This is a genomic window from Brevibacterium sp. Lmc1 (assembly GCF_057654315.1).
On sequence record NZ_CM172803.1, the window covers coordinates 1,946,630 to 1,971,590 of the forward strand.

The 24,961-nt window shown below is 64.4% G+C and carries 18 protein-coding genes; 14 read left to right on the top strand and 4 right to left on the bottom strand.

Annotated features, from left to right (window positions below):
* The first annotated feature begins 10 nt into the window (after positions 1-10).
* Positions 11-1,297, top strand: coding sequence for an MFS transporter (locus AC239G_RS08670; RefSeq protein WP_139467012.1), 1,287 nt, complete (start codon positions 11-13; stop codon positions 1,295-1,297).
* A gap of 549 nt (positions 1,298-1,846) precedes the next feature.
* On the opposite strand, the gene AC239G_RS08675 is transcribed toward AC239G_RS08670, so the two are convergent.
* A complete protein-coding gene (locus tag AC239G_RS08675) occupies positions 1,847-2,539 on the bottom strand; it encodes an AIM24 family protein (RefSeq protein WP_139467014.1) in 693 nt (230 codons plus the stop codon).
* 258 nt (positions 2,540-2,797) lie between these two features.
* Positions 2,798-5,443: a valine--tRNA ligase gene (gene valS / locus AC239G_RS08680; RefSeq protein WP_482401706.1), complete on the bottom strand. Its 2,646-nt coding sequence runs from the start codon at positions 5,441-5,443 to the stop codon at positions 2,798-2,800.
* Between the two features lie 186 nt (positions 5,444-5,629).
* On the opposite strand from valS, the gene AC239G_RS08685 reads away from it, so the two are divergent.
* The 6 genes from AC239G_RS08685 to ndk all read left to right on the top strand — a co-directional run bounded on the left by AC239G_RS08685 (position 5,630) and on the right by ndk (position 13,625).
* On the top strand, positions 5,630-6,862 hold the full coding sequence (locus AC239G_RS08685) for an acyltransferase (protein WP_139907952.1): 1,233 nt from the start codon (positions 5,630-5,632) through the stop codon (positions 6,860-6,862).
* 78 nt (positions 6,863-6,940) lie between these two features.
* Positions 6,941-7,696, top strand: coding sequence for an SDR family oxidoreductase (locus AC239G_RS08690; RefSeq protein WP_139467019.1), 756 nt, complete (start codon positions 6,941-6,943; stop codon positions 7,694-7,696).
* 311 nt (positions 7,697-8,007) lie between these two features.
* Positions 8,008-11,271, top strand: a complete 3,264-nt coding sequence (ileS, locus tag AC239G_RS08695) for an isoleucine--tRNA ligase (RefSeq protein WP_139467021.1) — start codon at positions 8,008-8,010, stop codon at positions 11,269-11,271.
* On the top strand, positions 11,268-12,761 hold the full coding sequence (locus AC239G_RS08700; RefSeq protein WP_376905249.1) for a bifunctional folylpolyglutamate synthase/dihydrofolate synthase: 1,494 nt from the start codon (positions 11,268-11,270) through the stop codon (positions 12,759-12,761). Before ileS ends, AC239G_RS08700 begins: the two co-directional genes overlap by 4 nt.
* Entirely contained in the window at positions 12,758-13,123 is a 366-nt protein-coding gene (locus tag AC239G_RS08705; protein ID WP_139467025.1) for a DUF4233 domain-containing protein, read from the top strand. The genes AC239G_RS08700 and AC239G_RS08705 overlap by 4 nt, the downstream gene beginning before the upstream one ends.
* 82 nt (positions 13,124-13,205) lie before the next feature.
* The gene (ndk, locus tag AC239G_RS08710; RefSeq protein ID WP_487490061.1) at positions 13,206-13,625 is read left to right on the top strand and encodes a nucleoside-diphosphate kinase; all 420 of its coding nucleotides are present in this window, start codon (positions 13,206-13,208) and stop codon (positions 13,623-13,625) included.
* Between the two features lie 134 nt (positions 13,626-13,759).
* Here the strand turns inward: ndk and AC239G_RS08715 are convergent, their stop codons facing one another.
* The gene (locus AC239G_RS08715; protein WP_139467027.1) at positions 13,760-14,407 is read right to left on the bottom strand and encodes a vitamin K epoxide reductase family protein; all 648 of its coding nucleotides are present in this window, start codon (positions 14,405-14,407) and stop codon (positions 13,760-13,762) included.
* 301 nt (positions 14,408-14,708) lie between these two features.
* Here AC239G_RS08715 and AC239G_RS08720 point away from each other — a divergent pair, with 301 nt between their 5' ends.
* Complete coding sequence (locus AC239G_RS08720) at positions 14,709-17,717, top strand: Rne/Rng family ribonuclease (RefSeq protein WP_229663908.1); 3,009 nt, start codon at positions 14,709-14,711, stop codon at positions 17,715-17,717.
* 93 nt (positions 17,718-17,810) lie between these two features.
* On the opposite strand, the gene AC239G_RS08725 is transcribed toward AC239G_RS08720, so the two are convergent.
* Positions 17,811-19,208: an SPFH domain-containing protein gene (locus AC239G_RS08725; protein WP_487490062.1), complete on the bottom strand. Its 1,398-nt coding sequence runs from the start codon at positions 19,206-19,208 to the stop codon at positions 17,811-17,813.
* A 140-nt stretch (positions 19,209-19,348) separates the two neighbouring features.
* On the opposite strand from AC239G_RS08725, the gene AC239G_RS08730 reads away from it, so the two are divergent.
* From AC239G_RS08730 to proB, 6 genes are all read left to right on the top strand, one after another.
* On the top strand, positions 19,349-20,878 hold the full coding sequence (locus tag AC239G_RS08730; protein ID WP_139467031.1) for an alanine/glycine:cation symporter family protein: 1,530 nt from the start codon (positions 19,349-19,351) through the stop codon (positions 20,876-20,878).
* Positions 20,879-20,990: 112 nt separating this feature from the next.
* Complete coding sequence (locus AC239G_RS08735) at positions 20,991-21,308, top strand: chorismate mutase (RefSeq protein ID WP_139467033.1); 318 nt, start codon at positions 20,991-20,993, stop codon at positions 21,306-21,308.
* A 248-nt stretch (positions 21,309-21,556) separates the two neighbouring features.
* The gene (gene rplU / locus AC239G_RS08740; RefSeq protein WP_025776790.1) at positions 21,557-21,865 is read left to right on the top strand and encodes a 50S ribosomal protein L21; all 309 of its coding nucleotides are present in this window, start codon (positions 21,557-21,559) and stop codon (positions 21,863-21,865) included.
* A gap of 15 nt (positions 21,866-21,880) precedes the next feature.
* Positions 21,881-22,132, top strand: a complete 252-nt coding sequence (gene rpmA, locus AC239G_RS08745; protein ID WP_025776788.1) for a 50S ribosomal protein L27 — start codon at positions 21,881-21,883, stop codon at positions 22,130-22,132.
* 100 nt (positions 22,133-22,232) lie between these two features.
* Positions 22,233-23,798, top strand: a complete 1,566-nt coding sequence (gene obgE, locus AC239G_RS08750; protein ID WP_139907960.1) for a GTPase ObgE — start codon at positions 22,233-22,235, stop codon at positions 23,796-23,798.
* Positions 23,795-24,961, top strand: coding sequence for a glutamate 5-kinase (gene proB / locus AC239G_RS08755; protein ID WP_139907962.1), 1,167 nt, complete (start codon positions 23,795-23,797; stop codon positions 24,959-24,961). Before obgE ends, proB begins: the two co-directional genes overlap by 4 nt.

Consider the following 24,961-nt stretch of genomic DNA (forward strand, 5'->3'; position numbering starts at 1 on the left):
CTCTTTTCGCATGAGACTCCTGGCCGACACACGCCCACTGCGCTACGCGTCGTTCCGACGACTGTGGGTGGCCAATATCGTCACCGTCATCGGTGCGCAGATGACTGTTGTGGCGATCCCCGCACAGATCTTCCATATCACCGGGTCGTCCGGGTATGTCGGGCTCGCCGGTGCGTTCGGGCTGGTTCCGCTCATCGTCTTCGGACTGTGGGGCGGATCGTTGGCCGATGTCATCGATCGACGCAGACTGCTCGTGATCTCGACGATCGGTCTGATCGTCACGAGCGCTCTACTTGCCCTCATCGCGGTGCTCAGCATCGACAATGCCTGGCTGCTGCTGTCGGTGTTTTCGATGCAGCAGGCATTCTTCGCACTCAACCAACCGGCGAGGGGAGCTCTGCTGCCCTCGATCATCCCGCTCGGCCTGCTGCCCGCGGCGAACTCGCTGAACATGACCGTGATGACATTGGGCGCCGTCGTCGGCCCTGTCGTCGGCGGAGCGCTGATCCCTCTGTTCGGGTACCAGTTGCTCTACGTCATCGACGCCGTGTTCCTGTTCGCTACGCTCTACGCAGTGATCCGACTGCCGTCGCTGCCGCCGCAGAAACAGCCCGATACACGGTCTGGGTTCAAAGGCATCGTCGACGGGTTCCGGTATCTGCGGACGAACACCGTCGTCATGGTCTCTCTGCTGGTGGACATCATTGCGATGGTCTTCGGAATGCCGCGGGCACTGTTCCCGCAGATTGCCGCGGAGACCTTCGACGGTCCGCCTGAGGGCGGCATCGTCTTCTCGCTGCTCTTCGCCGCGCTGGCCGGCGGAAGTGCATTGGCCGGGATCTTCTCCGGGTGGGTCTCACGCGTGGAGCGCCAGGGACTGGCCGTCATCGTCGCCATCGTCGTCTGGGGTGCGGCAATGACGGTGTTCGGACTGTCCCTTGAGCTGGCGGCTGGGTTCTGGCTGACCGCACTCGTTGTCGCATTGGCTGCGATGGCGGTCGGCGGAGGAGCCGATATCGTCTCCGGCGCTTTTCGGCAGACGATGCTCCAGGAAGCCGCAACCGATGCGATGCGCGGTCGGATGCAGGGAGTGTTCATCGTCGTCGTCGCCGGCGGACCTCGTATCGCGGACGTCCTCCACGGCTCCGTTGCTGCAGTCACAGACACCACGGTCGCCTCGGCGGGTGGCGGCATCGCCGTCATCGTTCTCGTGCTCGCCTGTGCGGTGGCCTTTCCGACCTTCCGGAAATACCGGGTCGAACGCGGCGGGCACGAGCACACTGTCCCCACTGCCTGATCCATCGAGCAGACCTGACGTTCGACCGTGCTCCTGCTACGAGTCGTCCCCGAATCAGCGCGAGTCGTCGTCCCGGAGGGCCTGCTCCATTCCGGCCAGTATTCCCGGTCACCCCGATCCCATGCCCTTGAACGCCTGACGCCCCAGCGGAGAGTCGACGTCGAGCCCCGAATGAGCCAAGCGGACTCGGTTTCTCCGACATGTCAGGATAGCCCGACTCTTCTGCGCTTTCGGGTATTGTCGCGCAGCTTGCCGCGTACCACTCACACCGGATTGCAAGAGCCATGACGCTCCAGTACTTTCGCATCTCTCAGTGCTGCTCTCGCTCTACCGCGTTGGTGTCTTAACGCCCCGGTGCTGGCGCATCCCTCACCCGTCCTGTCGAAACACCGTTGTGCACCAAGGCGTTGAGTCACGACGGGTGAGGGGCGCCCGATGCGAGAACATGGGGAGATGCGCGGGGGAGACGACGACACCCCCGACTCGCTGCCGAAGCTGCAGGTCGGGGGTGCGTCAGCGTGGTGATGCTGCGGACGGCCGCCAGGTGCGTCAGCTGGTGGTGGCCGAGTAGACGGCGTTCTCTGCGGGCTGGACGACGACGAAGCCGGGGCCGTGGAATGCCAGCTGCACGGACTCACCGGAGCCGCGACCGAAGAATGTGCCGACGCTGACGTCGGTCTTGATCTGCGGGGCCAGCGCCGAGGACCAGCAGACGGCGGCCTGCGGGTCGACGAAGGTCGGTTGCTGCGAGCAGTCGAGGACCATGGGCTCACCCTTGCAGCAGATGGCGGCAGTGCCCTGGCCGGCAAGTTCGAGGTTGAATAGTCCCGAACCGCTGACCATCGCACCGACACCGCCCTTGATGCGTTTGATCTCCCAGCTGAGCGCGTCGTCGAAGGCGAGCAGATTCGCGGTGTTGACGGTCAGTGCGTCCTGCGGACCTTCGAGCGCCATCATGAAGATGTTCGAGGCCTCCCTGGCGAAGAACACCTCTCCGTGTCCCTCGACGCGCATGACGTTTCCGCCCTCGCCGGTGGCTGCCTTCTTCATGAACTGGCCGACCGACTTCGACCCCTGGTGGGTGAAGCGGACATCGCCCTGATAGGCGACCATCGCGCCCTTGGTAGCGATCATCGGCGCGTTCGGCGTGACCACCGAACGCAGCATCTTGTTCGACTGGAGCGTCCACCGCTCTTGATTCTGGACCTCGGCGTTGCGCTTGGAAAAGAGTTCGCTTCTCACGGTTCTGGGGACCTTTCGTTCAGGGAGGACTTCGGTGTTTCTTCAGTGGTCGATAACCATAGTACGGCGGAGAGAACGCAGACCCCGGTCATTTCGTGTATCCGTTCCGGAACATGAACAGAGCCCCACGGCATCCACTGCTCCGACGCTGCGGAGGAACGAATGTCGCGGGGCTCTGCGGGACCAGTTCGGGTCTCAGCTCAGCCGGTGGGGCCGGAAGCTGCTTCTTCTGACAGTCAGGGCCGGCTGGTGTTCGGCTCAGTCCTGGTCGACGAAGTCGATCGAGGCAATGGTGATCTCATCGCCGGCTTCCTCGGTGCTCAGGGACTTGATACGGCCCGCCGCCGTGAGGTCGCCTTCTGCCGCCGTGATCGCGGAGACGACGGTGGCCGGCGCCTGAATGGTCACGGAAGCGACCTCGGTCTTCTGCGACACCTTGGCCTCGGTCTTCGTGCGGCGGATCTCGGTCAGTGCGGCTGCCACCGAGGCTAGCAGCTCGGGATCGACGGACGATTCCGGATGGCTCAGCACCTCATCTGCCGGCCACGGCGCACGGTGGACCGAACCGGTGCGCCACCAGGACCAGACCTCTTCGGTGACGAACGGAGTGAACGGAGCGAACAGACGCAGCAGGACATCCAGAGCAGTGGCCAAGGTGACGTGCGCCGACAGCTGATCGTCAGATCCCGATGAGCCGTAGGAACGGTCCTTGACGAGCTCGACATAGTCATCGGTGAACTCCCAGAAGAAGCTCTCGGTCACACGCAGTGCATGAGCATAGTCGTAAGCGGCCATATGCTTCCCGGCCTGCTCGACGACCTCGGCAAGCTTTGCCAGCAGGGCCCGATCGAGATCGTGGGTGACGGCGCCGAGCTGACCGATGAGACCGGCATGCACACCCTGTGCCAGAGCGAACTTCGAGGCGTTGAGCAGCTTCATCGCCAGCCGGCGGCCGATCTGCATCTGTGCGACGTCATAAGCGGTGTCCGCACCGAGTTTCGCGCTGGCCGCCCAGTAGCGGACCGCGTCAGGACCGAATCCCGGCTTCGCCTCGCCGAGGATGTCCGACGGAACCACGACATTGCCCTTGGACTTCGACATCTTCTTCCGGTCCGGATCGAGGATCCACCCCGACAGGCCGGCGTGCTTCCACGGTGCCGCATCGTTGAGCGAGTTCGCCCGGACCACGGTGGAGAACAGCCAAGTGCGGATGATGTCGTGTCCCTGCGGACGCAGGTCGAAGGGGAAGACCTTGTCGAAGAACTCCTCGTCACGCGACCAGCCGCCGAGCAGCTGCGGCGTCAGCGACGACGTCGCCCAGGTGTCGAGGACATCCGGGTCTGCGGTGAACCCGCCGGGCACATCACGCTGGTCGTCGGTGAAGCCGGCGGGAGCCTCGGCGATGGGGTCGCACGGAAGCGACTCGGGCACGATCGGATCATCATAATCGGGCTGACCATCAGCGTCGAGGCGGTACCACAGCGGAATCGGGACACCGAAGAACCGCTGCCGGGAGACCAGCCAGTCGCCGTTGAGGTTCTCCACCCAGTTCTCGTAGCGGGAGCGCATGTACGCCGGATGCCACTCGATCTCGCGACCGCGGGCGATGAGCGCATCCCGCAGCTCGGCCGACCGCCCGCCGTTGCGGATGTACCACTGACGGCTGGTGACGACCTCGAGCGGTTTGTCGCCCTTTTCGTAGAACGGGACCGGATGCGTGATCGGCTCGATCTCACCGATGAGGTCACCGGAGTCGATGAGCATCTGCGCAATGTCCTTGCGCGCAGAGAACGTCGTCTTTCCTGCCAGCGCCTCATAGTTGGCCACAGCATCGGACTTCGGCGAGTTCGCGATCCACTCGGGCACCTCGAGGTTGAGGCGGCCGCCTCGGTTGATCACCGCGCGGGTCGGCAGATCGAGTTCACGCCACCACGTGACGTCGGTGAGGTCGCCGAAGGTGCAGACCATGGCGATGCCGGTGCCCTTATCGGACTTCGCAAGCTCATGGGCGCGGATCTCGACGCTGACACCGAAGAGCGGCGAAACGACATTCGTGCCGAACAGGGAGGCGTAGCGTTCGTCATCGGGATGGGCGACGAGCGCCACGACCGAAGGAATGAGCTCCGGACGCGAGGTGAGGATGATGATCGGTTCCGCCGAGGTGTCGGCCAGGCCATCAGCGCCCTCGGGGAAGAACTTCACCTTGTGGTACGCGCCTTCGCGCTCACGATCCTCGAGTTCGGCCTGAGCCACAGCAGTGCCGAAGGTGACGTCCCACATGGTCGGTGCGTCCTGCGAATAGGCATGCCCGTTCTTCAGATCGGTGAGGAAGGCCCTCTGGCTCACCGCACGCGAATCGTCATCGATCGTGCGGTATGTGTACTTCCAATCAACGGACAGTCCGGTGGAGCGGAAGAGGTCTTCGAACACCTTCTCGTCCTCGGCGGAGAGCTTCTCGCACAGTTCGATGAAGTTCTGGCGAGAGACCTTGACGAAGTCGCGCGAATTCTTCGGTGCCTTCTCCGGCGGCTGGAAGTCCGGGTCGTAGGACTGGCCGGGATCGCAGGTGACTCCGTAGTAGTTCTGCACGCGACGTTCGGTCGGCAGGCCGTTGTCGTCCCAGCCGAGGGGATAGAACACGTTCTTGCCGGTCATCCGCTGATAGCGGGCGATGATGTCGGTCTGGGTGTAGGAGAACACGTGTCCGACATGCAGCGACCCCGAGGCGGTCGGCGGGGGAGTGTCGATCGAGTAGACCTGCTCGCGATCGGTGTCGACGTCGAAGGCGTAGACATTCTGCTCGCTCCACGCGGCGTCCCATTTGTCCCGCAGCCCCTCGAGGGCCGGCTTGTCAGGAAGGTTCACTGACTCGTGCGTCGAGTCCGAAAAGGCAGGTGTGTTCATAATTGCTGATTTTCTCACCCGGTTCGCGATCGGCCAAACCGGTTCGCGCCAGTGGCCGCGCGAAGCCCGACCGGAGCTCGAGTGCAGCACTCGCGCCCCGGCCGCCCCAGTCCGACGGCGTGGGACGGCTCACACCCTGAAGGCGCAGTGAGTCGCCTGCGCCGCGGGCAATGACATCATGGACACATGGCGCCCTTGGACCGAATTCCGACAGAGAATCCGCCGCCCACGTCGACCGCGTGGATGAATCCGGCACGTGCGATCGCGATCATCGCCGTCGTAGCCATCCATTCCCTGGGCACCGTCGTCGAAGAGAACTTCGCGAGTATGGGACCCGACTGGTGGCTGGCCAACACCATCGACTCCGCCTGCCGGTGGTCGGTGCCCGTGTTCATCATGATCTCCGGGGCTCTGGCCCTCGACCCCGACCGGGGCAGCAAACCGCGCAGGTTCCTGTCCAAACGTGTCTGGCGAATCGGCATCCCCCTCGTGTTCTGGACAGTCGTGTACGTTCTGTTCCGCCGCTACTACCTGCAGCCCGACGATGACACCTGGAACCCGGGCATCGCGATCCTCACCGGATCGCCCTTCGTCCAGCTCTACTTCCTCTACGTCCTTGCCGGTCTGACCCTGCTCACCCCGTTCTTCCGCCTGCTGAGCGTCCATGGCTCCCGCCGTCTGCAGTGGGGGACCGGTCTGATCTTCCTCGGCATCGGCATGACCGACCAGTGGGTGTCGATGGTCTTCGACGTCGGCGAAGCCAATATCGCCACCAGGTTCCTGCCGATGGCCGGTTTCTACATCCTCGGCTGGGTGCTGCGCGATATCGTGCTCTCGGTCAGAGGTGCAGTCCTGGCGTGGGTCAGCCTCATCATCGCGGTCGCCGGAACCGCGGTCTGGGCAGGTCTGGGTCCCGGTGAGAAGCCGTGGATGTTCCCGTATGAATACCTCGCCCCCGGAGTCGTCCTCGCCTCCATGGCCGCCTACCTCCTCCTGCATTTCCATCTGCGCGAAGGCTTCGGACTGCTGCACCGGTTCTACCCGTATTCCTTCGGTGTGTTCCTCCTCCATCCGCTCCTGCTCTACCCTGTCCGAAATGCCATGGGCCTGCCTGACACCGTGCCAGGCGTCCTCCTCCACGCCGTGATCATGCCGATCGCCTATGCGATCATCTGCGCCGCAGTCACCTGGGTGGCAGTGAAGATCCCCGGCTTCCGTGCCGTCTTCGGCGAAGGCGGGCCCCGCAACCCGCACACCCGACCGAGCGTGAAGAAACTCCGACCGGGCGCGAAGGGTGCCCCACCTGCCGCGTCGACGACCCCGGAAGAAACGACGCCACCCGAGCCGGCCGGGAGCGGCCCTTTCGAGACCGATCTCGGCTCAGAAGACACCGCACGCGGCCGAGAGCCGACTCCGTAGACTGAGATGCGAACAGGAAACCCCGCTTCCGGAATCCAGACTCAAACCCGCCGACAGACCCGACAGAGGAGAACACAGATGGAAAAGCTCAGAGCAGTAGTCACAGGAGCCAGTTCCGGAATCGGTGCGGCCACGGTCCGACAGCTGCGCGAGCAGGGCTGGGACGTCGTCGCCGTGGCTCGCCGTGAGGACAAGCTCAAGGCCCTCGCCGAGGAGACCGGAGCCGACTACATCGTCGCCGACCTCACCGATGACGCCGCCGTGGTGTCCATGGCCGAACAGGTGCTCGCCGGCGGAGCCGTCCATTCCCTCGTGGCCAATGCCGGCGCCGCATTCGGAACCGACACCGTCGCCGAAGCATCGGTCGACGGGTGGCGGGACATGTTCGACATCAACGTCCTCGGCGTCCTGCGCGTCGTCAAAGCACTGCTGCCGGCTCTCATCGATTCCGGCCGCGGAGACATCGTCGTCATGTCCTCAACCGCCGGCCATCAGGCCTATGAAGGCGGCGGTGGCTACGTCGCTGCGAAGCACGGCACCCACTCGATGGCAGCGACCCTGCGCCTCGAGCTCGCCGGCGAACCCGTGCGCGTCATCGAGATCGCACCAGGAATGGTCGCCACCGACGAGTTCACCGTCAAACGCGTCGGCGGTGATGAGACGAAGGCCGCGAAGGTCTACGAAGGCGTCGAGAACCCGCTGACCGCGGACGACGTCGCCGACGCCGTCGTCTACACCCTCACCCGGCCCCACCACTTCAACGTCGATCTCATGGTCATCCGACCGATCGCCCAGGCCGCTCAGCATAAGGTCGCACGCAACCGGGGGCTGTGAGCACCCACGGCTCCAGCCCGGGGCCGCCTCGGCAAGGGAGATCCCCGCGCCGCCGAGTGGTCTCGGGCGGAGTCGACGGTATACGATTGTCTTGCGTCGATCCGGCTATCACCGGGGAGCATCCGGAAGAACGGAACCAGCGTTCGAAACGCCGCGTTCTCAGTAGACCCGGACGGGTGGACCCGTCATCGTCTGAGTGAATGAGCGATCCGCTGACCGACCTGAACCGGTCGGACTGCGGATAAGCGAGGTGGTACCGCGGCAGACTGTCGTCCTCGTGACAGTGACCGCAGTGACCCAGAAGGACGCTCATGACTCAGCCTCTCTATCCCAAGGTTTCGACCTCGACCTTCGGACTCTCGTCGTCCCCGAACTTCCCTGCCATCGAAGACGCTGTGCTGCGCTACTGGCAGGAGGACAACACCTTCAAGGCATCGATCGCCCAGCGCGATGCCGGCGAGAACGGCGAGAACGAATTCGTCTTCTACGACGGACCTCCCTTCGCCAACGGCCTGCCCCACTACGGTCACCTGCTCACCGGCTACGTCAAGGACGTCGTCCCGCGCTTCCAGACGATGCGCGGCAAGAAGGTCGACCGCCGCTTCGGCTGGGACACCCACGGGCTGCCTGCCGAACTCGAAGCCGAACGTCAGCTGGGCATCACCGACAAGTCCGAGATCGGCCGCATGGGACTGGCCGCATTCAACGACGCCTGCCGCTCCTCGGTGCTGCGCTACACCCAGGAATGGGAAGAATATGTGACCCGTCAGGGCCGGTGGGTCGACTTCGACAACGACTACAAGACTCTCAACGTCGAATACATGGAAAGCGTCATCTGGGCGTTCAAGCAGCTCTGGGACAAAGGCCTCGTCTACGAGGGCTACCGCGTGCTTCCGTACTGCTGGAAGGACGAGACGCCGCTGTCGAACCATGAGCTGCGCATGGACGACGACGTGTACAAGATGCGTCAGGATCCGGCCGTGACCCTCGGATACAGACTCAAGGACTCCGACGAGTGGGTCCTCATCTGGACGACGACCCCGTGGACAGTTCCGTCGAACCAGGCCGTGGCCGTCAACCCGGAGATCCCGCTCGTCGCAGTGATCCCCGGTGAAGACGGAGCCGAAGAGCTTCAGGGCAAGACCCTCATCCTCGCCGAGGCGCGCCTGGGTGCCTATGCTCGTGAACTCGGTGCCGAACCGCAGGTTGTGCGCACCTTCCCCGGCAGCGAACTCGTCGGCGCATCCTACGAACCTCCGTTCCCGTACTTCGAGGGCCGTCAGGAGGAGTTCGGCGAGAACATGCACACGATCCTGGCCGCAGACTTCGTCACCGTCGAAGACGGCACCGGAATCGTCCACCAGTCACCCGCCTTCGGTGAAGAGGACAAGGAGCTCACCGACTCCTACGGAATCACCGCCGCCCGTCCCGTCGACGACGCCGGTCGCTTCGATACGACCGTTCCCGACTACGCCGGCCAGCAGGTCTTCGACGCCAACAAGGCGATCATCAAGGATCTGCGCAACCACACGGGTCCGATGGAATCGCGGGGTGCTCTGCTGGTCCGCCACGAATCCTACGAGCACTCCTACCCGCACTGCTGGCGCTGCCGGAACCCGCTGATCTACCGTGCGGTGTCCTCCTGGTTCGTCCGGGTCACCGAGTTCAAGGACCGCATGGTCGAACTCAACGAGCAGATCAACTGGGTGCCCGACAACGTCAAGCACGGACAGTTCGGCAAATGGCTCGAAAACGCCCGTGACTGGTCGATCTCGCGCAACCGCTTCTGGGGCTCGCCGATCCCCGTGTGGATCTCCTCCGACCCGGCCTACCCGCGCACGGACGTCTACGGTTCCCTGGCCGAGATCGAAGCCGACTTCGGACGTCTGCCGCGCAACGACTCCGGAGACGTCGACCTCCACCGCCCGTGGGTCGATGACCTCACCCGTCCGAACCCGGACGACCCGACGGGTCAATCGGTGATGCAGCGCATCCCGGAGATCTTCGACGTCTGGTTCGACTCCGGCTCGATGAGCTACGCCCAGGTGCACTATCCGTTCGAGAACTCCGAATGGTTCGACAACCACTTCCCGGCCGACTTCATCGTCGAATACGTGGGACAGACACGCGGCTGGTTCTATCTGCTGCACGTCCTGGCCACAGCGATCTTCGACCGCCCCGCATTCACGAACTGCATCTCCCATGGCATCGTGCTCGGCTCGGACGGGCAGAAGATGTCGAAGTCCCTGCGCAACTACCCCGATGTCAACGAGGTCTTCAACCGCGACGGCTCGGATGCCATGCGCTGGTTCCTCATGGCTTCGTCCATCCTGCGCGGCGGCAACCTCGTCGTCACCGAACAGGGCATCCGCGACGGTGTCCGCCAGGTCGTGCTCCCGCTGTGGAACACATGGCAGTTCTTCGCCACCTACTCCAACGCGGCCGACGGCCCGGCGGGGGAGAAGACCGGCTACCAGGCACAGTCCCGCTACGACTCGTCCCAGGTCCTCGACCGGTACCTCCTGGCCAAGACGCACGACCTCATCACCGAGTTCGCCGAGGCGATGGAAGGCCTCGACATCTGGGCGGCATGCGAACTCGTGCGTAACTACCTCGACATGCTCACGAACTGGTATGTGCGTCGTTCGCGTCGCCGGTTCTGGGACGGCGGCACCGACACGCATGAGTCCTTCGACGTGTTCTATACCTGCCTGGAGGCATTCTGCCGTGTGGCCGCACCCCTGCTGCCGTTCACGGTCGAAGAGATCTATCGCGGACTGACCGGGCAGCGGTCGGTGCACCTGGCCGACTACCCGGACGCCGAGGCATTCCCCGCCGACGCCGACCTCGTCGCGGCAATGGACCTCACCCGCGATATCTGCTCAACGGCCTCCTCGGTGCGCAAGGCCAACCAGCTGCGGGTGCGCCTGCCGCTGTCGCAGCTGACCGTCGCCACCGACACGGACCTGAGCTCCGACTTCACCGAGATCATCGCCGATGAGCTCAATGTGCGTACCGTCGAGGTCCTCGACGTCGCCGAGGCGGAGGCCGCCGGATTCTCCCTGTCACAGAATCTCGTCGTCAACGCCCGTGCCGCCGGACCCCGTCTGGGCAAACAGGTCCAGCAGGTCATCAAGGCCTCGAAGTCCGGCGACTGGTCCGTCACCGACGGCACCGTCGTCAGCGGCGGAATCGAACTCGTCGACGGCGAGTACACCCTCGAATCCGTGGCCGAATCCGGCACCGAGGGCATGGAGCTCGCGGCACTCGACTCCGGCTTCCTCGCCCTCGACACGCGGGTCACACCCGAGCTCGAGGCCGAAGGCATGGCACGAGATGCCGTGCGCGCCATCCAGGGCATCCGCAAGCAGCTCGATCTCGACATCTCCGACCGGATTGCCGTCACCATCGAAGCCGGCACCGAGGTGGTCGCCGCGCTCGAGCCTCACATCGACCTCATCGCCGGTGAGACCCTGACGACCGCTCTGAACTTCGGCCCGGTCGCGGCCGATGCCGAGGTCTTCACCCCCGAAGAGCTCCCCGGCGGCACCCGTCTGGCGGTGAAGCGGGCATGACCGAGGACAACACCCCGATCGACGGGCCCCTCCCGGACGAGGACCCCACCTCCGACGTGGAACCGCAGAGCGTGGACGAAGAAGCTTCGGAGGCTCCGCCCGAGCCGGCCGTCGATGAGGCCACTCGGGCCGAGCTCGCCCGGGTCTATGCCCTGCTGCTGGCCCGGGCGGGGGAGACGCAGGTCGAGCTGCGCCTCGACGCGACTCGGCGGGCGTGTGAGATCCTCGGCGATATCCACACTGCGGCCCCGACGATCACGATCACGGGCACGAATGGGAAGACGTCGACGGCACGGATGATCGATTCGCTCATCACCGCTCATGAGCTCCGGGTCGGCCGGTTCACCAGTCCGCACCTGCATTCGGTGACCGAACGGATCTCCGTGGACGGCGCCCCCGTGTCCGCTCACACCTTCGTGCGCATCTATGACGAGATCGCCCCGTACCTCGAGATCGTCGATGCCCAGCTCGAGACCGAAGGACGCGCGAAGCTCACCTACTTCGAAGCGCTGACCGTTCTGGCCTTCGCCGTGTTCGCCGATGCTCCGGTCGATGTCGTCGTCACCGAGGTCGGCATGGGCGGACAATGGGATTCGACGAACGTCGCCGATGCCCAGGTGTGCGTGTTCACGAAGATCGGTCTCGATCATCAGGCGTTCCTCGGCGACACCATCGAGGAGATCGCCGCGACCAAGGCTGGGATCCTCGACCGCAGCGTCGAGGACAGCCCGGCTCCCGAACCTGTTGCCGTGTCTGCTGTCCAGGACGAGGCAGCCCAGGCGGTCCTCGACGAGGAAGCTGCCCGTCGTGAGGTTCCGCTGGCCGCTGAGGAGCGGGACTTCCGTCTCCTCGACCGGCAGCGGGCCGTCGACGGTCAGCTCATCACGGTCCAGGGCCGCCGAGATGTCTATTCCGACCTGTTCCTGCCGCTGCACGGAATTCACCAGGCCCACAATGCCGCAGTCGCGATCGTCGCAGCCGAGGCCTTCCTGGGAACCGAAGACAAGCCGCTCAATCAGGAGACGGTGGCCGAGGGGCTGGCCCGCGTGACGTCACCGGGCCGCGCGGAACTCCTGCGCACGGGACCGAGCGTCGTCGTCGACGGCGCCCATAACCCGGATGCCGCGCATGTGCTGGCCGAGACCCTCGACGAGGCGTTCGACTTCGACTATGTCGTCATCGTGCTGGCGATGCTGGCGGACAAGGACAGCGACGGTGTCATCGAAGAGCTTCATCGCAGTGCAGATGTGTTCGTCGTCAGCGAGAATCTCAACTCCCGTGCGCTGCCGGCAGACGACCTCGCCGAGGCGGCGCGGGAATGGGTCGACGAGGATTCCGTCATCGTCGCCTCCGATCTCAATGCCGCTCTGATGAAAGCCATCGACCTGGCCAACAGCGTCGATGCGAAGAGTCCGGGGATCGTCGTCACCGGCTCCATCTACACAGTGGCCGAAGCGCGCCTGCTGCTCGGACGTGGGGAGGAGGGATGAAATCGAAGTACCCCGTGCTCTGCGGATCGATCCTCATCTGCGAGCTCGTCGTCGTCTACTTCGCCGTGCTCACGACCTTCGGCCTGTCGGTGAAGTCAGCGCAGACCCTGACCCTGGCGCAGCTGCTCATCGGCGCCTCGGTCATCGCAGTGCTGGCCATCATCGCCGTCATCCTGCTGCCGCGACGGATCGGTGAGAAACGTCCCGGTGTGATCATCGGATGGGTCGTGCAGGGGCTGCTGCTGGCCTCCGGCTTCGTTCTCACCTCGATGTTCTTCGTCGCAGCGCTGTTCATCGCCCTGTGGGCCGTGGCCGTGTACTGGTCGGCTCGCATCGATCGTGAGGTCGCCGCGCGCGGCTGAACTGTGAGAACGCCGAGGCGGGAGCGCCTCGGTGCCCGGGTAGACTGTGGACCGACGTCCACACGACATTGGAAGGACCGGAATGGAACGTACGCTCATCCTCATCAAGCCCGACGGAGTCGCTCGCGGACTCGTCGGACAGATCGTGGCCCGAATCGAAGCCAAGGGCTATGCGATCGACGCCTTGGATCTCCGTTCGGCCACCGCCGCCGAACTGGCAGCCCATTACGCCGAGCACGAAGGCAAACCCTTCTACCAGCCGCTGGTCGACTTCATGTTCGAAGGGCCGATCGTCTCGATCATCGCCTCAGGACAGGGCGTCATCCCCGGCTTCCGGTCCCTGGCCGGCGCCACCGACCCGACGGCAGCAGCCCCCGGCACGATCCGCGGCGATCTCGGTCGCGACTGGGGTGAGAAGGTGCAGAAGAACCTCGTCCACGGATCCGATTCCACCGAATCGGCCGAACGCGAGATCGGAATCTGGTACCCGGCCGAAGGCTGATGACAGGCAGAAGACCGAATGCGGCCGACGTCTGAGCCGAGCCGGTCGAATAAGTGAGGGTGCCCCACCGTTTGGTGGGGCACCCTCACTGCATCTGCGGACAAAGCCAGACGTTCAGAACTGGCTGCGGAGCCTCAGAACAGGTTGGAGAAGAACGCCCAGAACTGTACGACGATGCAGGCGAAGATGATGAGCATCCACAGCACCGACAGGGCGATGTTCTCCTTCGCCAGGACCCTCAGCACGGCATTGTCGGCGGCGCGCCGACCGAAGGCTCCGGTGAGCAGATTGCGGGCGGTGACGGCCATGAACATCGGAATCGTCACGGTCCACACGATGATGCACCACGGGCAGCCGACTCCGATCTTGTAGATCGAGACGTAGAACAGGAACATCACCAACGCCACGCCGCAGCCCAGTCCGATATTCAATCCCACCATCACCCAGCGGGGCAGGCGGGTGCCGGACAGGATCAGCACACCGAGCAGCAGCGGGATGATGAAGGCCGCCACGCCCATGAGCTGATTGGGGAAGCCCAGGAGCTCGGCTTCGGCATGTTCCATGACCGAACCGCACGAGAAGAACGGGTTGAGGTCGCACGAGAGCACGACGTCCGGGTTCGCCAGCTTTTCGTACTTCTCCGCCGACAGTGAGAACGAGGCGAGGAAGCCGATGGCAGAGGCGATGATGAGGAAGATCCCGAACGGCACCGATCTGAGCACCCACGACGAGGTGGTGTCGGCGGACTCGAGGTCATCGGATTGAGTCAGTGTGGTGTTCACTCCTCAAGAATGCCTGGCCATGTCCCGTGCGGCAAACCCCGTCCCCATCGAAACCTCAGCGCAGAGGCACTTCTGTGACATAATGGTCGGACGGATACCTGTTCTCACACCGAGCAGGAGACGTGCCTCCACCGAGTCGAGGGTATGACCTCGCAGGTCGACAACAAGATGAGGCAGCACGGAAGGCCTACGCGCTGAGCGCGAGCCGGATGTGCCATCCACAGGTTTCGGTCCATTGCGGACCATGCAAGGATCCGAAGATCCGTACGGTGTGGACGGCGTCTTCGGACTGGGAGATACGATGAACGATACCGACGGCACAGAGTCGACAGATCCGACCGAAGGCATTCTCGCGGACCTCGCGAATCTGCAGCAGTCGGCGGGTGCCAAGAACGCCGAACACGAGGATGTCGACGACAGCGTGCGTGCGCGCCTCGATGACATCGCCGAGGCGGCCGAGTCGCTGCGTATCGGCGATGCCGATGACAGTGACGACGAGGAGGACGAAGAACCGACTCCTCGCCGAGGCGGGCAGAAGTCCGCACGCGATGCCGTGGCCAATCGGGGACTCGTCTTCGAGGAGTTCGTCCGCGGAGACTCAGACGACGACGCTGACGATGATCACGACGACTCTGACAATGCCGATGTCGACGACGATGATGACGATGAGTCCGATGCTGCGTCGCAGGCATCGCCGAGCTTCGACCCGCGCAATCCCTTCGCGGCCCCGGCCGCTCCGGCTGCCGCGCCCGAACCTCGCACCACTCCGGCTGTGCCCTATGACGGCGGCCTGATCTTCCAGGTGCCGAAGGCCGAACACGCCGAGGTCATCACGGTCGACGACGATGACTCCGACGACGACTGGGAAGATTCCCACGACTCCGATGAGGACACGTCGTCCCCACAGGAAAACCGTCAGAACGACCGTGGTGAGGACGATTCCTCCAGCGGTCCGCGTCGGCGGCGAGGCGGCCGTGGGCGCCGATCGCGCAATCGCGATGACTCCCACGACGATTCCTCGGACTCCGACGACGACTCGAAGGACTCCGAGGACGACTCCTCGGACTCTGCCGGCAACCAGGACGCGAAGCCGTCGAAGCGGGGATCTCGGTCGAGCAATCGCGGTTCGAAGCGCTCCGATGCGGACGCCGAGGACTCTCATTCGAAGTCGGATCACAAGGAGTCCGACCACAGGGACTCCGACGATTCGGATTCGGACGATGGTGACGATGACTCCGACGGCGGTTCGCGTCGTCGCCGCCGTCGTCGGTCTCGCACCCGCAGCACCGACCGCGACGAAGTCACTTCGCTCAAGGGTTCGACCCGTCTCGAGGCGAAGCGCCAGCGTCGCAAGGAGGGCCGCGAAGCCGGACGTCGCCGCCCCATCATCACCGAAGCCGAATTCCTCGCTCGACGTGAGTCCGTCGAGCGGACCATGCTGGTGCGGGAGAGCGGCGACCAGACCCAGCTCGTCGTCGTCGAAGACGGGATCGCTGTCGAGCACTACCTCAAGGAGAACCGGCAGCAGTCCTCGCTCATCGGCAACGTCTACCTGGGCAAGGTTCAGAACGTGCTGCCGAGCATGGAGGCGGCATTCATCGACATCGGCAAGGGCCGCAACGCCGTGCTCTACGCCGGTGAAGTCAACTGGGACGCCCTCGGCATGGACGGCAAGGCGCGCCGCATCGAAACCGCGCTCAGCCCCGGCGACGCCGTGCTCGTGCAGGTGACGAAGGATCCGATCGGACATAAGGGCGCCCGCCTGACCAGCCAGATCTCTCTGCCTGGGCGGTTCCTCGTCTACGTTCCGGGCAATTCGATGACCGGAATCTCGCGGAAGCTGCCCGACAACGAACGCGCACGCCTGAAGAAGCTGCTCAAACAGCTCGTCGGCGATTCGAACGGCGTCATCGTGCGCACCGCTGCCGAGGGCGCCACCGACTCCGATCTCTCGCGTGATGTCGAACGTCTCGCCAAACGGTGGGAGACGATCGAGAAGAAGTCGAAGTCGACGAAGGTGCTGGCGCCACAGCTGCTCTACAGCGAGCCGGACATGATCGTGCGCATCATCCGTGATGTCTTCAACGAGGACTTCAGCTCGCTCGTCATCGACGGCGACGGCGCATGGAACACCATCCACGAGTATGTCGAATCCGTCGCACCGGACCTGCTCGATCGTGTCCACAGCTACAACGAGGACGAGGACATCTTCGACCACTACCGGATCGAAGAGCAGGTCCAGAAGGCGCTGCAGCGCACGGTCAACCTGCCCTCGGGAGGTTCACTCGTCATCGACCGCACCGAAGCGATGACGGTCGTCGACGTCAACACCGGCAAGTTCACCGGCTCCGGGGGCAACCTCGAGGAGACGGTGACCCGCAACAACCTCGAAGCCGCCGAGGAGGTCATTCGGCAGATCCGCCTGCGCGACATCGGCGGAATCATCGTCGTCGACTTCATCGACATGGTGCTCGAGTCCAACCGCGACCTTGTGGTGCGCCGCCTCGTCGAGTGCCTCGGTCGCGACCGGACGAAGCATCAGGTGGCCGAAGTGACATCGCTGGGACTCGTGCAGATGACGCGCAAGCGCATCGGCACCGGACTCGCCGAATCCCTGGTCAGCGCCGGTGAAGACCTCACCGGCCGGGGCCTGCTGCTGCCGGGTTCGGAAGAAGACGGCTCGAAGGCGCACCGCGGCGGCCGCTCGGCGAACCACGACAACCGCCGTGACCGCAAGCGCCGGGGAGACTCAGGCTCGAAGTCCAAGCACAATGAGGCCGAATCGACAGATGAGACAGTGTCATCGGACGCTTCTCGGTCAGCCGTCGCCGCGATCGCGAAGGCCACCCTGAAGAAGGATGACGCCGATTCGCCCGAATCGACGTCCGACGCTCAGACTCAGTCCGATGATTCGGCGAACAACGGCGAGAACGGCAAGTCCCGATCGCGTTCACGGAACGGCCGGCGACGTTCGCGCTCGAACCGGAGCGACGACTCGCAGGCCGCGACGCCCGACGAGAAGCCCAGTGGCAACGAGAAGTCGAACGGCGCTGAGCACACACCGGCGGAAGCGACGCCTGCGAACGAGCAGACACAGTCCGCTGAACAGAAGCCGGCAGCCGAGCAGAAGCCAGTCGCCGAAGAGCCGAAGGATCTGCCGTTGATGATCGGCGCGGACAGCGAGACGAAGGTCGCCGCCGCTGAACCGGTCAAGAGCACTCCGGCGAAGAAGCGCGAACCGGCGAAGAGGGCCCCTGCCCCCAAGCAGGAGCAGCTGCCTGCCTCGTTCGTCATCATCGGTGAGGACTGAACACCTCTCCTGAGCTGAGACACACGGCAGCGCCCCGCCGACGGATGACGTCGACGGGGCGCTGCGGTGTGCGGTACACCCAGCTCCGGGAGGTCAGCCTGCCGACTGCTGATTGCGGGTGGTGCTGATCGTCGGCTGTGCGGCCTGGTCACCGCAGAGGACGATCATCAGGTTCGATACGAGGTCGCTGCGTTCGGTCTGACCGAGCCTGACGATCTGGCGCCCTTCGATCTCCTCGATCGCCGTCTCGACCATGCCCACAGCTCCTTCGACGATCAGCTGGCGGGCGGCGACGACGGCCGTGGCCTGTTGCCGCTGGAGCATGGCACGGGCGATCTCCGGGGCGTACGCCAGTTGGGTGATGCGCGACTCGATGATCGTGACTCCCGCAGCCATGACCCGGGCAGCGACCTCATCGGAGAGCCGCGAGGTGATCTCGTCGGCGTTGTCACGCAGCGACATACGGCCGGGATCCGACGAATCGTAGGCATAGGAGTTGGCGATGTGACGAACCGCAGTCTCCGCCTGGATGGCGACGAACTCTTCGAAATCATCGACCTCGAACATCGCCTGTGCGGTATCGCGGACCTGCCAGACCACCACGGCGCCGATCTCGATCGGATTGCCGTCGAGATCATTGACCTTCAGCGTCGAGGTCTCATGGTTGCGGATGCGCGTAGAGATCTGATCCTTCGTGTAGAAGGGATTGACGAATCGCAGACCCGACTGCCTGACCGTTCCGACGTACTTGCCGTAGAGCTGGAGGACGACGGCATGTCCGGGCGCCACCGAGGTGCAGCCCTTGAACAGGAACATCGAAGCGATGAAGCTGAGGACGGCCACGATGAAGAGGACGACACCGACCGCGACCTGGGCGAAGGTCATGACGAACCCGACGATGCCCAGGAGCACAGCGAGGAGCAGCAGAACGATGGCGCCGACGATCGCGAAGTAGCCTGAGACCCCGCCCGCCGGCTTCTCTCGGACACGTTCGCCATCGGGGGAGACGATGCGCTTGGGGGCAGAATTCCCCTGCCCCGAGGCGGATGGGCCGCGGTGGGAATTCGGCGTCTGCGAAGCGGACCGTCGGTTCCCAGGGGGCGGTGCCTGCGACGAGACAGGTCCGGACCCGGTGGACGGGACCGGACCTGAACCGGCAGGCTGTCCGTCCGTGCGACGACTCTGCGGTGCCGGTGGCAGCGGTGTGCCTTCACGGTGGTGCGGCGGCGCACCGGTGTTCGCTTGGGCGCCGGCGGGCGGACCATACGGTGGCGTCGTGCCCGAACCGCCGATCGACCCGGACTGAGCACCTTGCGAACCATAGTGGCCATTGGGATTCGTCACTGCTTCAGCCCCGGGATAGGCCGCGGGCTGACTGTGTCCGGCCTGGATATGTGTGCGCTGATCACCGCTGGGGACGGGGCCGCGATCGGGGTTCGGGCCCGAGGATCGATTCGGTCGCTGACCGGGCTGCTGAGGATTCTGAGTCATGCCCCCAGTCTAAGTCAGGTAATGAGACGCGGATCTCAAAAGTCCCGCGAACGCCCCATTTGGTAACGGTTCGATAACTGAAACGATCCCACAACATGGAACGCTTGAATGTGACGCAAGTCTCAGTAGGTTGTCGCACTATGGACAATCTTCATATCTCAGCAGCGCCGGTCTCGCCGGTCGACGATGCCATCAACTCTTGGTTCGACCCGATCGCCACATGGTTCGGCAGCATCATCTTCTTTCCGCTCACCTTCGGAGACTTCTCATTCCCCTTCGTCGTCCTGTGGCTGATCTTCGCCGCAGCGGTCTTCACCGTCTACTTCGGCTTCATCCAGGCTCGAGGGGCGAAGCTGTCTCTCGAGATCATCCGCGGAAAATTCTCGTCGAAGTCCGACCCGGGTGAGGTCACCCATTTCCAAGCCCTTGCCTCTGCCCTGTCGGGCACCGTGGGCCTCGGCAACATCGCCGGTGTCGGCGTGGCCATCGCCCTCGGCGGCCCCGGAGCGACCTTCTGGATGATCGTCGCCGGCCTCCTCGGCATGTGCACGAAGTTCGTCGAATGCACCCTCGGGGTGAAGTACCGTGAGATCGACGAGAACGGCGTCGTCCACGGCGGTCCGTTCAAATACCTCCCCGTTGCGTTCCGACGCTTCTCGAAGCCCGTGGCGACCGCTCTGACCGGACTCTTCGCCGTCGCCATCCTCATCTTCGGTGTCGTCGGCGGCGGCATGTTCCAGGCCAATCAGACCTTCGCCCAGGTCCGCACCGCCACCGGCGGCGATGACGGCTTCCTGGCCGGCCCCTTTGCCTCACTCGTGTTCGGACTCATCTTTGCGGGGCTCGTGGCCCTGGTGATCCTCGGCGGCATCCGCTCGATCGCAAAGGTGACCGACAAGCTCGTCCCTGGAATGGCCATCTTCTACGTCGTGTCATGCCTCCTCGTGCTCGGTCTCAACTACGCGAACATCCCGAACGCCATCGGCGAGATCTTCGCTGGAGCGTTCAACCCTCAGGGAGTGGCCGGCGGCATCGTCGGAGTCATGATCATCGGCTTCCAGCGTTCGGCCTTCTCGAACGAAGCCGGCATCGGTTCGGCGGCCATCGCCCACTCCGCTGTCAAGACCCGTCGCCCCATCTCCGAAGGATTCGTCGCACTGCTCGAACCTTTCATCGATACGGTGATCATCTGCACCATGACCGCGCTGACCATCATCGTTGCCAACCAGGCTTCGTATCGAAACGACCTCGGTGAGGGCGAGATCGGCGGAGTTGCTCTCGCCTCGGATGCATTCTCCACCGTCGCCTCGTGGTATCCGATCCTGCTGGCCATCGCCGTCGCACTGTTCGCCTTCTCGACCCTCATCACATGGGCGTACTACGGGGAGCGGGCGTGGAGCTATCTGTTCGGTCGCTCGAAAGCCACGATCATGATCTTCCGCACGCTCGTCTGCCTCTTCGTCGTCGTCGGCTGCATCGCCAGCTTCTCCAAGGTCGTCGAATTCGCCGATGCGGCCCTGTTCATGTGCGCGTTCATCAATATCCTCGGCCTCTACATGCTCATGCCGGTGGTCAAGAAGGAGATGAGGAAATACCTCGCCGACCGGAGGGCCGGAACGCTCAACGACCCGGACACCGCCGACGCCGTCCCTGTCGACCAGCCCGCCTGAATCCCGACCTCCGTCGGCATCGGAGGAGCACCAGCTCGATCAAGGATGCCTGTGCGCCGCGCCCAAACGGATGCGGCGCACGGGCACGTCCGGGCATCGATAGACTGGGAGCGTGGATGAGAACAGAGACGACAGAACACGCGCAGTCGAACGGCTGCAGGAGCTGCGAGGCAGCATCGACAACATCGATGCCTCCCTCGTTCACCTGCTCGCCGAGCGCTTCAAACTCACCGAACGCGTCGGTGAACTCAAGGCCGACCACGGTCTGCCCCCGGCCGACGAGTCGCGGGAAGCCAGGCAGGTCGCCCGACTGCGAGAACTCGCCGAGGAGTCCCATCTCGATCCGGAGTTCGCAGAGAAGTTCCTGGCGTTCATCGTCGCCGAGGTCATCCGCCGGCACGAGCGCATCGCGGAGACGCGCGAAAGCTGAGTCGAAGTGCCCGGGGAGCCGCCTGCCTCCGGGAGTGAACGAGAGATGGCTCACAATGGGCAGGTCTTCCCCTCGAGCATGAGCGGCGGGTTTGCCGTTGCTGTGCACTCTCGACTAGAATTGATCGTCGGTGCGCGTGACGCACCACGGCTGGTGATTCCTCTCAATGGGATGTCTGCGGGACTCGTTCTGCGGCAGCCAAGGGACAACCGCCGTTCGTTTGTTTTCAACAGAAAGAGGGTTCGACCATGGTCTATGCCATCGTCCGCGCCGGAGGCCACCAGGAAAAGGTGAGCGTCGGCGATATCATCACAGTCAACCGAATGAAGGCGAAGGCTGGAGACAGCGTCGAACTCGATGCCGTACTTCTTGTCGACGGTGAGACGGTCACGACCGATCCCGACGCACTGGCGAAGGTCTCGGTCAGCGCTGAGGTCGCCGGTGAACTCCGCGGTCCCAAGATTGTGATCCAGAAGTACAAGAACAAGACCGGGTACAAGAAGCGTCAGGGCCACCGCCAGGACCTCACCCGTCTGAAGATCACGAACATCAAGTAAGAGGAGACTTCTCACATGGCAAGCAAAAAGGGAGTCAGCTCGACCCGCAACGGTCGCGACTCGAACCCACAGTACCTCGGCGTGAAGCGCTTCGGCGGCCAGGCCGTCAAGGCCGGCGAGATCATCGTCCGCCAGCGCGGAACCAAGTTCCACCCCGGAGCCAATGTCGGCCGTGGAGGAGACGATACCCTCTTCGCTCTGACCGCCGGTGCCGTGGAATTCGGAACCCGCAACGGTCGCAAGATCGTCAACATCGTCGGAGCCTGATCCTTCCCGGATCCGTTCCGTCGTCAATATGATCTCTCCCTGAAAAGGGAGCATGAAGGGTGAGTCGAACGACTCACCCTTCATCTGATATAAGGACATTATGGCCACCGAGTTCGTAGACCGTGTCACCGTTCACCTCGCCGCAGGCGCAGGTGGGAACGGGTGTGCCTCGATCAGGCGCGAGAAATTCAAACCGCTCGGCGGGCCCGACGGCGCCGACGGCGGCAACGGCGGCAACATCATCTTCCGCGTCGACCGTCAGACCACCACCCTGCTTCCCCTGCACCACCGTCCGCACGTGCGTGCCGACGACGGCGGGATCGGCAAGGGCGATCTGCGCCACGGCGCCGACGGCAGAGACCTCATCGTCGACGTCCCCGAGGGCACCGTGGTGAAGAACACCAACGGTGACGTCATCGCCGACCTCGTCGAAGAAGGAACCGAATTCACAGCAGCCGCCGGTGGCCGCGGCGGTCTCGGCAATGCCGCGCTGGCTTCGACGAAGCGCAAGGCCCCCGGCTTCGCGCTCCTCGGAGAGCCCGGGCAGACCCTCAGCCTCGTGCTCGAACTCAAGACGATCGCCGATATCGCCCTCGTGGGATACCCATCGGCGGGCAAGTCGAGCCTCATCGCTGCGCTGTCGGCCGCCAAGCCGAAGATCGCCGACTACCCATTCACGACACTCGTGCCCAACCTCGGGGTCGTTCAGGCCGGCGACACGCGCTACACCGTCGCCGACGTTCCCGGACTCATCCCCGGCGCATCTGAGGGCAAGGGACTCGGCCTCGAGTTCCTCCGCCACGTCGAACGCTGTGCCGGCCTCGTCCATGTCATCGACATGGCCACGTGGGAGCCCGGACGTGATCCCGTCTCCGACCTCACGATCATCGAATCCGAACTCGCCGCCTATGCCGTCGACCTCGACGACGGGAGCGGACTCCTGCCGCTCTCGCAGCGCCCGAAGCTCGTGGCGCTGAACAAGATCGACATCCCCGACGGTCGCGACCTTGCCGATATCGTCCGGCCCGATCTCGAGGCCGCCGGATACCGGGTCTTCGAGATCTCGGCAGTCAGCCATGCCGGTCTGCGGGAACTCTCGTTCGCCATGGCCGAGCTCGTGCTCGCCGAACGGGAACGTCGCGCCGAGATCGAAGCGACACCGCAGCGCGTGGTCATCCGTCCGAAGGCCGTCGACGATCGCGGATTCGAAGTCCGTTCCGAACGCACCTCCGATGGCCCGCTGTTCCGCGTCCTCGGCGACAAGCCTCGTCGGTGGGTGCAGCAGACGGACTTCGGAAACGACGAAGCCGTCGGCTACCTCGCCGACCGCCTCGAGCACCTCGGCGTCGAAGAGGCTCTTTTCAAGGCCGGAGCGAAACCCGGCGACACCATCGTCGTCGGCGGAGACGACGGCGTCGTCTTCGACTGGGATCCCACAACCGTCGGCGGAGCCGAACTGCTCGGCTCCCGCGGATCGGACGCCCGACTCGACGAGGAAACGCGCTCCACACGCAAGGAACGCAAGGCCGCTTATCACGAGAAGATGGACGCGAAGGCCGCCACCCGGGCCGAGTTCGAACAAGAACGGTTGGCCGAACGAGCACACCGCGAGAGCCGCCTCGGTGCACCTGCGACAGAGTCTGGTGAGGGAGCCGGCGAGGAGTGAGCGCCGCAGCTCAGGCGGACTCTTCCGCAGGATCGTTCCGTGACGACATCGCCCGAGCCCGTCGCATCGTCGTCAAGGTCGGATCGTCCTCGCTGACGACGATCGACGGCGGACTCGACGAAGCCAAACTCATCGCGCTCACCGATGTCATCGGGGCGCATCGATCAGCCGGTCATGAGGTCATCCTCGTCTCCTCCGGCGCGATCGCGGCCGGACTGGAGCCGATGGGGCTGAAGAAGCGCCCTCGAGACCTCGCCAGCCAGCAGGCGGCGGCCGGGGTCGGTCAGGGACTGCTCATGGCCGCATACACGCGAGCGCTGGGACGCTACGACCTCGTTCCCGGCCAGGTGCTGCTCACCGCCGATGACCTGATCCGACGCACCCAGTACAAGAACGCGCAGCGCGCCATCGACAAACTCCTGGCCCTGGGCACGCTGCCCATCGTCAACGAGAACGACGCCGTGGCCACCGAGGAGATCCGCTTCGGAGACAACGACCGGCTCGCAGCCCTCGTCGCTCACCTGGCTCACGCCGATGCGCTCGTGCTGCTCTCCGATGTCGATGCGCTCTACTCGGGACCCCCGGATCAGCCCGGCTCCCGCCTGATCAGCCGTGTGCACGGACCCAGCGACCTCGATGACCTCGCCATCGGCGGTGTCGGGACGGCCGGAACCGGCACCGGCGGAATGGCCACGAAGGTCGATGCCGCCATCATGGTCGCCGATTCGGGGATCCCGGCGGTGCTGACCTCGGCACCGCAGGCCGCCTCGGCGCTGGCGGGGGAGACCGTGGGCACATACTTCGCTGTCACCCACAGACGACGGGGCACCCGCCTGCTGTGGCTGCGCCATCTCGCCCGGACCTTCGGCTCGGTCACGATCGACAGAGGAGCCGAAACAGCTGTGCTCTCCCGGGGGACGTCCCTGCTCGCCGCGGGAGTCACCTCCTGCAGCGGAGACTTCGAAGCAGGGGACCCGGTCGAGATCCGCAATCTCGACGACGAGGTCATCGCCCGCGGTATGTCGAACTTCTCCTCGGACGAGCTGCCGCTGATGTTCCGTTCCACGACCGAGGAACTTGGCACCCGTCTGGGAAATGATTACCGTAAAGAGGTCATCCATCGAAACGATCTCGTTCTCACACAGGTGAGCGGGGGGAGATAG

Excerpts from the sequence above, each read along its gene's own strand:
- AC239G_RS08705 (WP_139467025.1), top strand. The coding sequence starts at position 12,758 with ATGAAATCGAAGTACCCCGTGCTCTGCGGATCGATCCTCATCTGCGAG.
- AC239G_RS08720 (WP_229663908.1), top strand. The coding sequence starts at position 14,709 with ATGAACGATACCGACGGCACAGAGTCGACAGATCCGACCGAAGGCATT.
- AC239G_RS08685 (WP_139907952.1), top strand. The coding sequence starts at position 5,630 with ATGGCGCCCTTGGACCGAATTCCGACAGAGAATCCGCCGCCCACGTCG.
- AC239G_RS08690 (WP_139467019.1), top strand. The coding sequence starts at position 6,941 with ATGGAAAAGCTCAGAGCAGTAGTCACAGGAGCCAGTTCCGGAATCGGT.
- ndk (WP_487490061.1), top strand. The coding sequence starts at position 13,206 with ATGGAACGTACGCTCATCCTCATCAAGCCCGACGGAGTCGCTCGCGGA.
- rplU (WP_025776790.1), top strand. The coding sequence starts at position 21,557 with ATGGTCTATGCCATCGTCCGCGCCGGAGGCCACCAGGAAAAGGTGAGC.
- ileS (WP_139467021.1), top strand. The coding sequence starts at position 8,008 with ATGACTCAGCCTCTCTATCCCAAGGTTTCGACCTCGACCTTCGGACTC.
- AC239G_RS08730 (WP_139467031.1), top strand. The coding sequence starts at position 19,349 with ATGGACAATCTTCATATCTCAGCAGCGCCGGTCTCGCCGGTCGACGAT.
- AC239G_RS08725 (WP_487490062.1), bottom strand. The coding sequence starts at position 19,208 with ATGACTCAGAATCCTCAGCAGCCCGGTCAGCGACCGAATCGATCCTCG.
- AC239G_RS08670 (WP_139467012.1), top strand. The coding sequence starts at position 11 with ATGAGACTCCTGGCCGACACACGCCCACTGCGCTACGCGTCGTTCCGA.
- rpmA (WP_025776788.1), top strand. The coding sequence starts at position 21,881 with ATGGCAAGCAAAAAGGGAGTCAGCTCGACCCGCAACGGTCGCGACTCG.
- obgE (WP_139907960.1), top strand. The coding sequence starts at position 22,233 with ATGGCCACCGAGTTCGTAGACCGTGTCACCGTTCACCTCGCCGCAGGC.
- valS (WP_482401706.1), bottom strand. The coding sequence starts at position 5,443 with ATGAACACACCTGCCTTTTCGGACTCGACGCACGAGTCAGTGAACCTT.
- AC239G_RS08700 (WP_376905249.1), top strand. The coding sequence starts at position 11,268 with ATGACCGAGGACAACACCCCGATCGACGGGCCCCTCCCGGACGAGGAC.